The sequence below is a fragment of the Coleofasciculus chthonoplastes PCC 7420 genome (genome assembly GCF_000155555.1).
Lineage (GTDB): Bacteria > Cyanobacteriota > Cyanobacteriia > Cyanobacteriales > Coleofasciculaceae > Coleofasciculus > Coleofasciculus chthonoplastes_A.
Map to the genome: position 1 here is coordinate 56923 of NZ_DS989855.1, position 13299 is coordinate 70221.

Sequence of the window (13299 nt, forward strand, 5' to 3'; positions counted from 1 at the left end):
GCGCAACTCGGTATTACTTACTTTCAGAGGGTACGGATTGAATCGGCGTCTCTGAACTCACGAGATTTTGAAATGTAGCGATAATTAAAGGTAAACCAATAGCCAGCGCCAGAATCAGCGCAATCCACTTTAACCAAATCGTCTTCGGGTGTCCTTTCGCCGGATAGCCACAAATCATGCAAATTTCATCATTCGTGCTAGTTAGGGAACCACACACCTTACAGGGTTCTAAAGCCATTGTTTTCCGGGAGGTCGAGCTATATTCATTCTAGCGCCGTGATCGTAGTCAGGGATGCGAGCCGATCAAATCATCGCCAAGAATCCTTTAACCGCGATCGCACATCCCTCTATATCCTGATCCCAAACCAGCACAGCCGATTGTAAATCAGCCACGACTAACAAACCGTCCCATCAGCAAGCTGACTCCGGTTTGGCAGAAACCACTTAACCCGCACGTCTCTCAACTTAAGTTGAGAAGGTGATTTGAAGGTTAAAAGTATGTCATTTTCAGGAACCGGGAGTAGCTAGATTTCATCCTAATGAAGGATGATTTTGGCTACAAGTCGAGCCTATGCTGGGAAACATTCACCATTATCTCAAGTCAATACTCCAATTATTGTTTCGATAGATAGATTACATTATGGCTCAAACTCTTTACGTTAATCCCGCTACCGGAAACGATAGCGCGGCGGGTGATCAATCTGCTCCCTTTAAAACCTTGTCCAAAGCCCTGCAACAAGCCCAAGCCGATACAACTATCCAACTGGCGGCGGGAACCTATAATGCGACGAGTGGCGAGATTTTCCCACTGCAAGTCCCATCTGGGGTCAAACTGGTAGGCAATGAACAGAATAAAGGCGATGGTATTGTAATTGAAGGGAATGGCGAGTATATTAGCCCCACACTGGCTAAACAAAATATAACCCTTTTACTGGAAGATACAACCGAAGTGCGCGGTGTCACGGTGACGAATAAAGCCACACGCGGCACAGGGATTTGGATTGAATCGACTGATCCGACTATAACAAACTGTACCTTTACTCAATGCGATCGCGAAGGGGTTTTAGCTACCGGAACCGCTAAACCTAACCTTGTTAATAATGACTTTATTGATAACGGTGGCAATGGCATCTCCTTTACCAAAAAGGCTCAAGGAGAAATTAAAGATAATACCTGTAAAGGAGCAGGTTATGGGATTAGTATTGATGGTGAGGCGACGCCGCGAGTTGTCGATAATCTCATTACCGAAAACCGATTCGGCGTGGGAATTTCTGTCGATTCTAAACCTATCCTGCGAAATAACACCATTGAAGATAATGAAGAATACGGTATTGCTGTGACAGGTAATGCCGAGCCTGATTTAGGCAAAAGCAAAGAGGATCTGGGTAATAATATTTTTCGCAACAATGGCAAATTTGCGATTCTCAACTCCAGCAAAAATACGCTGCTGTCTTGGGGAAATCAGTTGACGAGTAATCAAGTGAGTGGATTAATTCAAATTGAAGGCAGTATCAGCGATGGTGGCGGTGGAAATGGTGATGACGGTGATGATGGAGGTCAAGCACCGGATAGCTTTTCCGATATTCAAAACCACTGGGCAAAACCCTTTATTCAAGGATTACTCGACAAAGGATTAATTAGCGGCTTTAAAGATGGTACATTTAAGCCCGATGAAAAAATGACCCGCGCTCAATATACGGCGTTATTAGTGAAAGCCTTCAACCCCTCGACGAAACGGGATGGGATAAATTTCACCGATGTTGCTGATGATTTCTGGGCAAAGGATGTGATTCAACAGGCTTATCGCGGCGAATTCCTATCGGGTTTTCCTAACAATATCTTTAAACCCAATGATAATGTGCAACGGGCGCAAGTGATTGTGTCTTTAGTGAATGGATTGGGGTTATCGGCAAGTGATGGAACCGTGTTTAATACCTATAGCGATCGCGACGCTATTCCGGATTATGCCAAAGATGAAGTCAACACGGCAACGAAGAAAGAAATTGTGGTGAGTTATCCGGATACCAAACAACTTGATCCGACCAAAGATGCTACCCGGGCTGAGGTAGCCGCTATGGTATATCAGGCGCTGGTTGATGCGAATCAGGTGAGTGAAGTTAACTCAGACTATATTGTTAGCGCTATTTCCGATGATGACAAACCCAAAACCTTCGCCGATATCCAAAACCACTGGGCAAAACTGTTTATTGAAGGATTACTCGCCAAAGGCTTAATTAGCGGTTTTGGCGATGGTACATTTAAACCCAATGAAAAAATGACCCGCGCCCAATATGCGGCATTATTGGTTAAAGCCTTTGACCCTGAACCCAAACGGGAAGCCAAAAACTTCCTCGATGTTAGCGATAAGTCTTGGGCAAAGGATGCGATTCAAACAGCCTATCGCGGCGAATTTCTGTCTGGTTATCCCGGTGATATGTTCCGCCAGGGAGATAATGTTGAACGGGTTCAGGTTCTGGTGTCTTTGGTGAATGGATTAGGATTATCAGAATCTGATGATAATGCCTTAAATGTTTACGAGGATAGCGATGATATTCCTGACTATGGTAAGGAGGAAGTAGTCACAGCAACGAAAAAACAAATTGTGGTGAATCACCCCGATGTCAAAAAACTTAATCCAACCAAAGCGGCTACCCGTGGTGAGGTGGCGGCTATGGTTTATCAAGCATTAGTGGATGAGAATAAAGTGAGTGCGATTGATTCGGATTACATTGTGTCCGCTTAAAAGGGGAACGTATTAACCCATCATTTATGTAGAGACGTTGCATGCAACGTCTCTACAATGGTGCCGAACGTCCTAATCGATGTGTCTATTGCTATATTTTCGCCCAGAACACCCACTATTCAAGTTCTCATCTGGATTGGTGTAAGCTAGATTAACACCGTACTGACTCAAGGTAAGATTGGGATGATGAAAACTCTAGAGGAAATCAAGCAATGGCTTGGGCAAAATAAGTCAGTGTTGCAGGAACGTTATCAGGTTAGGGAAATCGGTATTTTTGGTTCCTACGTGAGAAAAGAACAGACTGAAACGAGCGATGTTGATGTGCTGGTGGAGTTTTCCCAGACACCTAGTTTGTTAAAGTTCATCAATTTGGAGAATTATCTTACTGACAACCTAGGAGTTAAGGTTGATCTGGTGCATAAGGGAGGCTTGAAGCCTCGAATTGGAGAGCGGGTTTTGGCGGAGGTTGTTTACCTGTGACCAAACGGCAAGTGGAGGACTATTTACAGGATATTTTGGATGCTGTTGCTGCTATTGAACAGTTTACCGCAGGTATTGAGTTTGAAGCTTTCTCACAAAATTTGGAGAAGGTTTTTGCGGTTTCAAGAGCGATGGAAATTATTGGTGAAGCGGTGAAGCGAGTACCTGATTCAGTGAGAAATCAATATCCTGATATTCCTTGGAGAGATATTGCTGGAATGCGGGATAAACTGATTCATGATTATTTTAATACAGATGTGGAAATAATTTGGCAAGCGGTTCAGATAGACGCTACAGCCTTAATATTGGTGGGTTACGGCGGATAATTCATTCATTAAATAGTTATTGTCCTGGTGGAAACACCGCCTAACCCACCCTACATACAATAATTTTTTGAGCCGTGATTGTTTAAGGTTAAGAGAGTTCTAAGTTAAAACGCTGGTTTCCCATTGACTGGGAGTCGGGGAGACAAGCTAACCTGGAAGGAAGAGATACCTGTAGTTGTTCTGTTAACGTTTGACAAATTCACACATGGCACAGTCTTATTTTGATTCGGATCAAAACGGTCACAAGTCCTTTGAATTACCCGGTGCTAGACCCCACTACAACCCCGATCGCCCGGGACAAGTGAATCATATTTTCCTGGATTTGGTCTTGGATATCCCCAAGCAGCGCTTAGAAGGGAATTGTACCATTACCCTAACGCCAGTGCGGAATGATATCCGTCAGTTTGTCCTGGATGCAGTGAACCTGACGATTGAATCGGTGCAGATTGATGGTGAATCCCAACCCTTTGACTGTGACGGAGAACAACTACAGATCCAGCTTCGCAACCCCACTGAGGCGGGGAAAGAGGTAAAAATCGCGATCGCGTATCATGTGGAGAAGCCGCAACGGGGTATCTATTTCATTACCCCCAGCCAAGATTATCCCAATAAACCCACCCAGGTGTGGACACAGGGAGAAGATGAAGACTCCCGCTTCTGGTTCCCCTGTTTCGATTATCCCGGTCAATTAGCGAGTTCTGAACTGCGTGTCACGGTTCCTAAACCGCTGATCGCGATCTCCAATGGGGAACTAATCGGTACTCAAGAAGAGGGCGATCGCACAACTTATCACTGGTTACAAAACCACGTTCATCCTACCTATTTAATGACCTTGGCGGTAGGTGACTTTGCCGAAATTCGCGATGAATGGCAAGGAAAACCTGTTACCTATTATGTAGAAAAAGGGCGAGAAGATGATGCGCGGCGCAGTATGGGAAAAACGCCCCAGATGATGGAATTCTATAGTCATGTCTTTGGCTATCCCTATCCTTATCCCAAATACGCCCAAGTTTGTGTTGATGATTTTATCTTTGGGGGGATGGAAAACACCTCCACCACCCTACTCACTGATCGCTGTTTACTCGATGAACGGGCGGCGCTTGATGGGATGCGTACCGAAAGCTTAGTCGCCCACGAATTAGCACACCAATGGTTTGGCGACTTGGTGGTGATCAAGCATTGGTCCCATGCTTGGATTAAGGAAGGAATGGCGTCTTATACGGAGGTTTTGTGGACTGAACAGGAGTATGGTAAAGATGATGCGGCGTATTACCTACTTAATGAAGCCCGCACCTACATACACGAAGACACCTCCCGCTATCGCCGCCCCATTGTTACCCATATTTATCGAGAAGCCATTGAATTGTATGACCGCCACCTTTATGAAAAAGGGGCTTGTGTTTATCATATAATCCGGGCAGAATTGGGGGATGAGTTATTCTGGAAAACCATTCAAACCTTTGTCCAAGATAATGCTCATAATACCGTAGAAACTGTTGACCTATTACGGGCAATTGAAAAAGCTACGGGTCGAAATCTTCTATTTCTGTTTGATCAATATGTCTTCCGAGGCGGTCATCCCGACTATAAAGTTAGCTACACCTGGGATGGAGATAGCCAGTTGGCGAAAGTTACGGTTGTCCAAACTCAAGTAAAAGAGAGTCAAAATGGTAGCAAGAATGAGCGATTTGACCTAAAAATTCCCATCGCCTTTGGTTACACTGATGCTGATTCCCCACTGAAAACGTTTAAGGTTCGCATCCATGAACGGGAACAGAGTTTCTATTTCCCCTTGGAGAAAAAGCCCCAGTTTATTAGTTTTGATGCAGGGAACAATTACTTAAAAACAGTGACGCTGGAGTATCCTTTAGCTGAACTGAAAGCCCAGCTAAAGCATGACCCTGACCCCGTTTCCCGGATTTACGCCGCCCAAGCGTTAGTGAAGAAGGGGGGATTAGAAGTGGTTCAGGCGTTAGCAGAAGCCTTGACGGATGATCCCTTCTGGGGGGTGCGCGTTGAAGTGGCTAAACAATTAGCAAAAGTCAAACTGGATCAAGCCTCTGTTGCTTTAGTTGCTGGATTGCAGGATAAAGATGCGCGGGTGCGGCGATCGGTGGTTGAAGCCTTGAGTAAGGTGAAAACGGTTGAAAGTTATCAAGCCTTAAACCATCTGTTAGAAGGGGGAGATGCGAGTTATTACGTAGAAGCATCGGCGGCGAAAGTGCTGGGTAAACTGGCGTCTGGGAGTATGAAAGATAAAGCAGATGAGGTGCTACAATTATTAACTACCATTCTCAATCAACGTGCAGGTTGGAATGAAGTGGTGCGATCGGGTGCGATCGCGGGATTGAGTCAGATGAAGTCTTCACCCCAGGCGTTAGATGTAATTATGGAGTATACCAAGCCCGGTGTTCCTCAACCCTTGCGATTGGCGTCAATTCGCGCATTAGGCACCATCTCCACAGGTCAAACCCCGAATAAGCTAGAGGAGATAGTGGAGGCGTTAGAGGAGTTATCTGGGGAATCATTCTTCCTGACTCAAGTGGCTGTGGTTTCCGCCTTAGCCCAAATGGAGACTGTCAAAGCGATTGGGGTTTTGCGATCGCTCTGTGATCAAACACCGGATGGGCGTGTGCGTCGGCGGGCGGAAGAAGCGATTCAAACGGTGCAGAAGCGAGTGGGTTCAGACAAAGCGATTAAACAGCTTCGCGAAGAACTTGACCAGATTAAGCAAGAGAATCAGGAACTCAAAAGCCGCCTAGAAAGCCTGGAAGCGAAATCGTCTTGATTTGTCATGGGTTAACTGTAGGGGCGCATAGACGTGCGCCCTCTCATCTTATCGCTGCATCGGGATAATTGAACGCTGGAAATCACCTGAATGAGATGATATAGCAACCGCCATAGCGGTTAGGACACATCATTTATGTAGAGACGCGCCATGGCGCGTCTCTACAATGGTGCCGAAAGTCCTAATCGATGTGTCTACTACTATAACTGGGAATTGTTGATCAAAGCGCGTTGGCGGAGCCTGTTCCGAAGAGAACGTATCGCATCCACATTTTTGACAGGTTTTGACGCTTTAACTGATTGAGAGATGTTGTTCAAGGTTAGGACAATTCACACTCTTATTGATGAGACCAGCTTAAACTCGTGACTTCACTCAATAGTTGTGTTGAATCGAGATGAAAATCGACCCTATAGGCGGGCACATTTTCCCATTATGAAGTAAGTCTCCCACAAAACCATGGCATTTGTCAATACTGAAATAGAAATTATTTGAGCTATTCTAGGCTAATAGTTCATCAACAGTTATACAGAAACCAGATAAAACAGTTTGTGTACTCACCATTTCCCCAGAAGTAAACACCAATCTCTGATTGTGAGTGGCGATAATAATCCAACGGCTTTCTGGAAAGACTAACCAAACTTCCTCACCCCCCGATTGTAAGTATTCTTGGGCTTTGATAATCACATCTTCAGCTAAATCCGTGGGGGAAACGATTTCTGCACTCAGGGGAAAACTTCGGGGGAGGACTTTTGCATCACCATATTGGGTAACGAGTTCTGGGGGAAGATAGGCGACATCAGGACAACGCCCTTGTTTATTGGTGCGACAAGGTGCTTCTGTGTAGACTTTTCCACCTAGTTCACTGGAGTCTTTATGGGTTCTCCAGTAAAAGTATAAGTTACCTTGAATTTCACTATGTTTGAGTGTCATGCCATTGGTCTCGATTAATTCTCCATTGATCCATTCTGTACCAATGGGGGGATTTTCCATCCAGTCGTCTAGGGAGATGGGTTGGGGGTGAATTGAGGGAGTTGTTGAGATGAGCATTGTTTGAGAGTTAGGGGTGAATTCGGTAATGTTTATAGGGTAACGCAGAGGAACGCAGAGGGTAGCGCAGAGGTTCGCAGAGGGGTTATTTTGGCGTTTAGGGTGCGTGCGCGTTTGTTTGTTTTTGGCGTAATTTGTCCAATTGTTCGCGGGCAAAGCGTTGCACGTTGGGATCTGGATCATTCGCTATCCGGTTTCGTAATAGTTTGAGAGTTTGAGGATGGTGAGGATATTGTTTTACAATGATCTCAAGTGCAGTTTTCCGAGGGTTATCTAACCACAAGTCTTCACAATAAATATCAAAGGTATCTTTAACAGCACAGCGACACAAAAAATTCAATATATCATTGTTGTTTTCTTGGCTAGTTGCTAACTCTTTTATTGCCGTTTTCCTCACTGTTGCATCGCTGTCTGACTGAGCGCAAGACTTTAAAAAAGTTAGAATTTCAGGGTTGCCATTCCCGCCACGAGCTAACTCTTGTATTGCCGTTTTCCTCACTGTTGCATCGCTGTCTGACTGAGCGCAAGACTTTAAAAAAGTTAGAATTTCAGGGTTGCCATTCCCGCCACGAGCTAACTCTTGTATTGCCGTTTTTCTCACTATTGCATCCCTATCTGACTGAGCCTTTATCTTGAGATCTGCTTCAGCCTTTATCTTGAAATCTACTTCAGCCTTTCTTTTTATGATGAAAACCCTGATATTTGGGTCATTTCCCCAGCCAATATCTAATTCTTTTAGAGCAATTTCTCGCATATTTTTATCAGTATCTGATAAAGCGTATTCCTTAACAAAATTTAACACGTTAGAATCATTTTTTCCGCCACGAGCTAACTCTTGTATTGCGGTTTGTCGCACTATTATATCCTCATCTGACTGAGCGCGAGATTTTAAAAAAGTTAAAATATCAGGATTGTCATGACTGCCACGAGCCAACTCTTGTATTGCCGCTTTTCGCACGATTGCATCGCAATCTGACTCAGCTTTTATTTTGAGAATAAAAATATTAATATCTGGGTATTTTTTCCAGTGAAATGCTAATTCTTGTAGAGCCGTTTGTTTTATTAATGTATCGCTATCTGACTGGGCGCATGACTTAAGAAAAGTTAAAGTTTCAGGATCATCCTTCCAACCATGAGCCAACTGTTGTAGAGCGAATTTTCGCACAGTTGCATCACCATCCGAACGAGCGCAGGCTTTGAGAAATGTTGAGGTATCAAGGTTATTCTTCCAACCACGAGCCAACTCTTGTAGAGCGAATTTTCGCACAGTTGCATCACCATCCGAACGAGCGCAGGTTTTGAGAAAGATTGAGGTATTTAAGTCATTTTTATAATCATGTAATAACTTTTGTAGAGCTAGTTTTCGCACGATTGCATCACCATGAGACTGAGAAAATGCTTTGAGAAAAGTTAAAGGATCAAAATTATCCGTACCCCCACGAGCTAATTCAGATAAATGCCAATTTTGAACTAACTCTTTCAACACTATCTCTCTCACCCTGGAAGATTTATCGGAATAGACGCAATATTTAAGCCAAGGTAAGGTAGCAGGATGCTCTTTCCAGCCCTTAACGATCTCCTTTAAGATAGCCAGTCGCACATCCGAATTATTATGAGACTGAGCGCAATGTCTTAAAAGTCGAAATGTATTAGGATGCTCTTTCCACCCCTTAATGATTTCCTGTAGAATGACTTGGCGTACTGAAAGAACATCATTTTGAGCCAGACGAGATACCAACCAATGTAAAGTTTTGCTGTCCTCTTTCCAGGTTGATGCAATTGTTGCTACGGCTTGAATCCTAATGTCAGTGATTAAGCTAAATTGTTTTTGATTAAGTTGTTTGTAATCTCCCCACTGGCTTAATTTTTTGAGCAGATTCAGGAGTCGAGTAGCAGTTTCACTAATCTGGGAACGACTCCTGACTTCTGTCAGACATTTAGCCGCTAAAAATAAGTTCCTAAACTTAGCTAGTTTCCCATTCTGCCTGATTAAATAATCAATGATTTCCCCAACAAACTGCTCATCAATCATCGCCGCAATTAACCGCAGTACCTCATGCCAACTTTCATCCTGCCAATGCTTGCCAAATATTTCTGTCTTAAGTTCCTCTATCGAAAGCGATTGTTTCTCTTTAAATTGCCAGACAAACTCCCACGCACAGAAAAATTCTAGAAACGTGCGATGGACAAAGGAATAACAATCGGCACCAGAGAAACATAAGATAAAATTTCGTTCCCGTAATTGCTTAATAATTAACCGAGAAACGGTTCGCGGTTTTTCCACGTCTTGTAGTGTCTCTAAATATCCCGCCAAAATCCGTTCCAACTCATCCGCAGTAATCAAATTCCCGGCTAACCCTTGGGGTGCGGCTTGCATCTGATACGCCACCCGCCGCAACATTGCCTGTTTTTCTTTCCGAGTAATCGTGTCTGGGGACAGTTTTTCATCGGGGGGTAATCCTTTTTCAATATCCCATTCATGGAGAAGAACCCGCGACGCTTCATCGTAAAGTTCTGCCCTTTCTCGTGGCAATTCTCGGTTGCGATTTAAGATTGCCATCATGGTTAATAATAACGGATTTCCGGCTAATTCCCGAATCGCGGGTGACTCATTAATTGCCCGTTGTAAACGGTTTTGCAGTCGGGGTTTATCGGGTTGATTGCCAAAGGCTAAATCATGCCATTTCTGTACAAATGCCTGTATTTGCTCGGCTTCAAAGTCTTGTAAGGTAAAATGACGAAACTGAGCATCCCGTAACCGTTGGGCTTTATAGCCAATAATCCGAGAGGTTACCATTACTCGAACTTGGGGATACTGATTCGTAAAGCGGATAATCTCAGTAATTAGCGTATCTCTAGCAACGGGATCAAATATCTCATCTAAACCATCAAATAAGACAAATGCATCTCCGGCTTCTAATACTTCATCCAAGCGATGTTGATTTAGATGACAAATCGCCGCCGCCCCCTGATGGATAAACTCCAGGAAGGTTTTTGGTAACGTGCGATCGCGGGCATAATTCCGTAATTCTATCAGCAGAGGAATTGTTTTTGTCGGTTTCTCTGCCCAATCTAGCGCTACATATTGGGCTAAGGTGGATTTCCCGGAACCTGGATCACCTAAAATAACCAGGTATGGGTAACTGGGTTGATGGAGAATATCGAGTACGGAACGAATCGGCTGTCGATAGTACATTTCCCGATACTGTTCCAATTCTTCCGGGGAAATCTGTTCATCTAGCTGATTCGCCTCTTGTAACCGTTTCAGATAATCTCTAGGAATATCATAAAGCGGCATGGCTTCCCGCACGGTTTGAGGGACAAATACCTGCCATAATCGCATCGGGTATTTGTAGCTACCGGGATCTAGGGTTTCTAGTTTGAGATAACCATAGAATTCCTTTAAACTTTCCCGATACTGGCGTAGGTTAAAATCTGGGATAATCCCTGCGATCGCGTCGGTATTGTCTCGAATGGCTTCTAGGTTCTGGGAATCGAGAATCATTCGCAATTCATCAGACTCTCGACAGATTGCTTTCACTCGTCTGAGATACTGCTGAGTAATCGCTTGCCAATCAAATTCCGCTGGTAATGGCTGCAATTGCAAGGTTTCCCAGGTTTGGGCTAAAGTATACCCATCCAGAGAACGACACCCCTCGGCAAAAGCCTGACTTAACTCCTGCTTAACTGCCTTATTGTGAATAAATGTCTTTAACGCCCCCTGATAGGGTTTTAATTCTTCCTGACTCAACCCCCAGGTTTCCAACTCCTCCTGTACCAGTTGCAAGAATTCCTTTAGGGCTTTACCCACGGCTTTTACCAGGGGTTCTTTGTTGAATCGTTCCGGTAAGGCTTTAATTCGGTCTTTGAAGAAATCTTTTGTATAATCCTCTAAGGTTCCCTTCGCCAACTCCTTGAGGACATCCCCAAACACGAACCCAACCGCATTGGCAACTCCCCAAACAACGAGCGCATCCATCCGACATTATCCAACGACTCATCTGTATTTTTCTACTATAGTCGCAAGTGGGTCAATAATAATCTTAACAGCCCTAATCATGATTTCACCCAATAGTTGTGTTGAATCAGGCTGAAAACCGACCCTATAGGCGGGCATATTTTCCCATTATGAAGTAAGTCTCCCACAAAACCACTGCCTTTGTCAATACTTCCAAAAGAAATTATTTTTCCCAATCAGCGTTGCATGGATTCATCTTATACCCAGAAACCGAAGGGAAAAAGACCTGTGTCCTTTATTTTGTCAATACGTCCAAGTTTGTATACTGATCACTTTCCAGAAGTAAACACCAATCTCTGGTTGTTACCGAGGTATCCAAATGGATTATAATTAAAGAGTCTAACTGACTCAAAATTCCTAGTCATGTTCAGTACAACAGTCACCGATACCGGACAAATTACGATTCCTCAAGAAATTCAGGACTACCTTAAACTGAGTAGTGGCAGTAAAATTGATTTTGTTATTGATGAAGACGGTCACGTTAAACTGATTCCTCTTAATGTTTCTGTAGAAAAATTATCAGGATTTTTACACCGACCTGGCATCAGGAAAGTCACCCTCGAAGAAATGGAATGCGCCATCTCTGAAGGGGCAAATGATTGGACTTGATACAAACATTCTGGTTCGCTACCTTACCCAAGATGACGAACAGCAGTGGCAACAAGCCGTCGCCCTGATCAAACAAAACCAGCCCTGCTTTATTGCCAATATTGTCCTTTGCGAGTTGGTTTGGGTTCTCAAAGGAGGCAACTACGGGTTCCCTAAAGATGAAATTATCAATACCTTAGAGGCAATGTTACATAGTTCGGCTTTTGAATTTGAAAACCGTTCTACTGTTTATCAAGCATTAAAGCGGTATAAACAAGGTAGCGCTGACTTTTCGGATTATTTAATCGGAGCGATTGGTCATCAAGGGGGTTGTACTCAAACAGTTAGTTTCGATCGCAAGCTGAAGAATGAAAAAGGGTTTCGTTGTCTGGAATAGTGTTTAAACAGGATCTACATTCGGTAATGTTTATAGGGTAACGCTCCAGGAACGCAGAGGGAAAACGCAGAGGGTCGCAGAGGGGTTATTGTAGCGTTTGGGGTGGGGTGCGATCGCGGTTGTTTATTTTTGGCTTAATTTATCCAATTGTTCGCGGGCAAAATAACACACGTCTGGATCTGGAACATTCGCGATTCTAGCATCTAATCGGCTTCCTCGAAGTGTACGCAATCGTATAAATCCTTTAAGGAGATTTCAAAGTCAACAGAGTTCAAAGATAACACAGAGTCTTCAGATTCCAGGTAAGTCACCAACCATTTACCGTCATCGGTTTTGACATAGTGTTCCACCTCAAAGCCATACTGATCGATGGTGATATATTCTTGAAACGTAGGGAGCGATCGATAATATTTGAATTTATCTCCTTTGTCGTAACTGCGGGTTGAATTCGAGAGGATTTCCACAATAACTGAAGGGTTAGTTAGAGTGTCTTTGCGGTTCTCATAATACAGAATATCTCCAGAAATAATCTGTAAATCTGGGTAGGTGTAGCAATTGTAGTCAGGCAGCCATAGACGAACATCACTGGCAAAAAAACTCAGTGGTTTACCCCGGAAGGCAAACTTTAAAAAAGCCACTAAATTGATAATAATACGATTATGATTTGTCGTGCCGCCAGTCATGGGTACAATTTCTCCGTTGTGGTACTCATGTTTGGTTTCGGATTGTTCCTCTAACGCGAAATAGTCTTCTAGAGTATAGGTCTGTGGCTTCTTTTGTACTAGCATAGTGTCTTCTGCCTATTGCATCTGGTTTCTATGATAACTGAAAGCTTTATCGGGAAAGGGTTTCAGCCGAATTGCTTCCCGTCAGCCTATCGAGTCTCCCCACTTCCTCTCAGCGCTGTTGTGG

The 13299-nt window shown here is 43.9% G+C and carries 11 protein-coding genes; 7 read left to right on the forward strand and 4 right to left on the reverse strand.

Annotated features, from left to right (window positions below; genetic code table 11):
* Positions 1-13: 13 nt before the first annotated feature.
* Positions 14-238 (reverse strand): hypothetical protein, encoded by a 225-nt coding sequence (locus MC7420_RS20380; protein ID WP_044208576.1) that lies wholly within the window; start codon positions 236-238, stop codon positions 14-16.
* Positions 239-640: 402 nt separating this feature from the next.
* On the opposite strand from MC7420_RS20380, the gene MC7420_RS20385 reads away from it, so the two are divergent.
* From MC7420_RS20385 to MC7420_RS40050, 5 genes are all read left to right on the forward strand, one after another.
* Complete coding sequence (locus MC7420_RS20385; protein WP_006102641.1) at positions 641-2743, forward strand: S-layer homology domain-containing protein; 2103 nt, start codon at positions 641-643, stop codon at positions 2741-2743.
* A gap of 186 nt (positions 2744-2929) precedes the next feature.
* Positions 2930-3223, forward strand: a complete 294-nt coding sequence (locus MC7420_RS20390; RefSeq protein WP_044208670.1) for a nucleotidyltransferase family protein — start codon at positions 2930-2932, stop codon at positions 3221-3223.
* Complete coding sequence (locus MC7420_RS20395) at positions 3220-3549, forward strand: HepT-like ribonuclease domain-containing protein (protein ID WP_044208580.1); 330 nt, start codon at positions 3220-3222, stop codon at positions 3547-3549. The genes MC7420_RS20390 and MC7420_RS20395 overlap by 4 nt, the downstream gene beginning before the upstream one ends.
* A 205-nt stretch (positions 3550-3754) precedes the next feature.
* Positions 3755-6337, forward strand: a complete 2583-nt coding sequence (locus MC7420_RS20400; RefSeq protein WP_006102819.1) for a M1 family metallopeptidase — start codon at positions 3755-3757, stop codon at positions 6335-6337.
* A 150-nt stretch (positions 6338-6487) separates the two neighbouring features.
* Entirely contained in the window at positions 6488-6640 is a 153-nt protein-coding gene (locus MC7420_RS40050; protein ID WP_006102790.1) for a hypothetical protein, read from the forward strand.
* Between the two features lie 195 nt (positions 6641-6835).
* Here the strand turns inward: MC7420_RS40050 and MC7420_RS20405 are convergent, their stop codons facing one another.
* Complete coding sequence (locus MC7420_RS20405; RefSeq protein WP_006102788.1) at positions 6836-7384, reverse strand: Uma2 family endonuclease; 549 nt, start codon at positions 7382-7384, stop codon at positions 6836-6838.
* 97 nt (positions 7385-7481) lie between these two features.
* Complete coding sequence (locus MC7420_RS20410) at positions 7482-11363, reverse strand: HEAT repeat domain-containing protein (RefSeq protein ID WP_006102774.1); 3882 nt, start codon at positions 11361-11363, stop codon at positions 7482-7484.
* A 402-nt stretch (positions 11364-11765) separates the two neighbouring features.
* Here MC7420_RS20410 and MC7420_RS20415 point away from each other — a divergent pair, with 402 nt between their 5' ends.
* Together MC7420_RS20415 and MC7420_RS20420 are read left to right on the forward strand one after the other, a co-directional pair.
* Entirely contained in the window at positions 11766-12011 is a 246-nt protein-coding gene (locus tag MC7420_RS20415) for an AbrB/MazE/SpoVT family DNA-binding domain-containing protein (RefSeq protein WP_006102575.1), read from the forward strand.
* A complete protein-coding gene (locus tag MC7420_RS20420) occupies positions 11998-12387 on the forward strand; it encodes a PIN domain-containing protein (RefSeq protein ID WP_006102659.1) in 390 nt (129 codons plus the stop codon). The genes MC7420_RS20415 and MC7420_RS20420 overlap by 14 nt, the downstream gene beginning before the upstream one ends.
* Positions 12388-12590: 203 nt before the next feature.
* On the opposite strand, the gene MC7420_RS20425 is transcribed toward MC7420_RS20420, so the two are convergent.
* Complete coding sequence (locus MC7420_RS20425; RefSeq protein ID WP_006102721.1) at positions 12591-13175, reverse strand: Uma2 family endonuclease; 585 nt, start codon at positions 13173-13175, stop codon at positions 12591-12593.
* Between the last annotated feature and the right edge of the window lie 124 nt (positions 13176-13299).

Coding starts and splice junctions, on each gene's coding strand:
- MC7420_RS20390 (WP_044208670.1), top strand. CDS start 2,930: ATGAAAACTCTAGAGGAAATCAAGCAATGGCTTGGGCAAAATAAGTCA.
- MC7420_RS20380 (WP_044208576.1), bottom strand. CDS start 238: ATGGCTTTAGAACCCTGTAAGGTGTGTGGTTCCCTAACTAGCACGAAT.
- MC7420_RS20415 (WP_006102575.1), top strand. CDS start 11,766: ATGTTCAGTACAACAGTCACCGATACCGGACAAATTACGATTCCTCAA.
- MC7420_RS20385 (WP_006102641.1), top strand. CDS start 641: ATGGCTCAAACTCTTTACGTTAATCCCGCTACCGGAAACGATAGCGCG.
- MC7420_RS20405 (WP_006102788.1), bottom strand. CDS start 7,384: ATGCTCATCTCAACAACTCCCTCAATTCACCCCCAACCCATCTCCCTA.
- MC7420_RS20425 (WP_006102721.1), bottom strand. CDS start 13,175: ATGCTAGTACAAAAGAAGCCACAGACCTATACTCTAGAAGACTATTTC.
- MC7420_RS20400 (WP_006102819.1), top strand. CDS start 3,755: ATGGCACAGTCTTATTTTGATTCGGATCAAAACGGTCACAAGTCCTTT.
- MC7420_RS20410 (WP_006102774.1), bottom strand. CDS start 11,363: ATGGATGCGCTCGTTGTTTGGGGAGTTGCCAATGCGGTTGGGTTCGTG.
- MC7420_RS40050 (WP_006102790.1), top strand. CDS start 6,488: ATGGCGCGTCTCTACAATGGTGCCGAAAGTCCTAATCGATGTGTCTAC.
- MC7420_RS20420 (WP_006102659.1), top strand. CDS start 11,998: ATGATTGGACTTGATACAAACATTCTGGTTCGCTACCTTACCCAAGAT.